This is a genomic window from Corynebacterium sp. 13CS0277 (assembly GCF_002994655.1).
Lineage (GTDB): Bacteria > Actinomycetota > Actinomycetes > Mycobacteriales > Mycobacteriaceae > Corynebacterium.
In genome coordinates this window covers 1-1074 of sequence record NZ_PPDL01000061.1, presented here as the reverse complement: position 1 = coordinate 1074, position 1074 = coordinate 1, and the positions used below count along the sequence as shown (strand labels likewise).

General features: G+C 61.5%; 1 protein-coding gene. It reads right to left on the bottom strand.

From position 1 onward, the window contains the following. Positions 1-1025: IS30 family transposase (locus tag C1Y63_RS12420; RefSeq protein WP_106016754.1), on the bottom strand; the 1025-nt coding region annotated here is incomplete at its 3' end. Positions 1026-1074: the final 49 nt, after the last annotated feature.

Sequence of the window (1074 nt, the reverse complement as noted above, 5' to 3'; positions counted from 1 at the left end):
GAATCCAAACACCGCCGGGGACGGATATTGATCTCGTTCGCGATCATGTCCAGCAGCTCCTGATCGGTGGGCAACACCGTCCCCTTCGGCAGATACTCACGCACCAAACGATTCGTGTTCTCGTTCGTACCGCGCTCCCACGGCGAGTGCGGATGAGCGAAGTACACCGGCAACCCCACCGTCTTGGTCACCAACTCATGCTGAGCCATCTCAGTGCCCTGATCCCAGGTCAGCGCACGAAACACACCAGGATCAATCTCCTGGACAGTGTCGATGAGCACGTCGGCAACACTTGCAGAGTTCTTCCCCAGCGGCAGCGCCTTGAGGATCAGGTAACGACTGCACCGTTCCACCAGCGTCATCACTGCTGAGTGGCCATTTTTACCGATGATGAGATCGCCTTCCCAGGAGCCAGGCACGGCCCGATCTTCGAGGCGTTCGGGGCGCTCATCGATCAGCGTCATGTTCGGGATTCGGGCCTGTCGCTGCGACTTCGGCGACCTGGGCTTTCGGCTTGTCCGACCCCGCCGCAGCTTGAGCAACTCGCGCTTGAGTTCTCCGGCCGGCAGTGCGTAAAACCACTGGTAGATGGCTTCGTGGCTGATGGTTGCTCCTTTCGCATCCACCGATCCCGGTGGCGGGCCGACTGTGGGGTCTTCGGCCTCTTTACGCAGCCTATCGGAGATTTCTCGGGGGTTGACTCCGTGGCTCAAGTCCCGGCACACCCTGGCGTACAGCGCTGGGTTGGCGTCGATACGGCGCTGCTGTGGGCGTGCGCGTCGTTTGGCTGCGCGCTTGGCTGCGGTCAGGGGCTTGTACGTGCCGTTTTTGTTGCGGTTGCGTCCGATCTCCCGGCACACCACGGAGACGTTGCGGTCAATGGCGGCAGCGATCTCAGTCAGAGTGCAGCCTCGGGCGTTCAGGACGGCGATGGTGGCGCGGTCGTCGTTGGTCAAGGGGCGCCGTCTGCGGATGGGCTTCGCATCCGAGGGGGTGGGCTCGGTAGTGGTGGTGGCGGTTGTCATGTCAAGACCTTCTCAAGCTCAGATTTTGCTTACAGGGTATGACACTGCC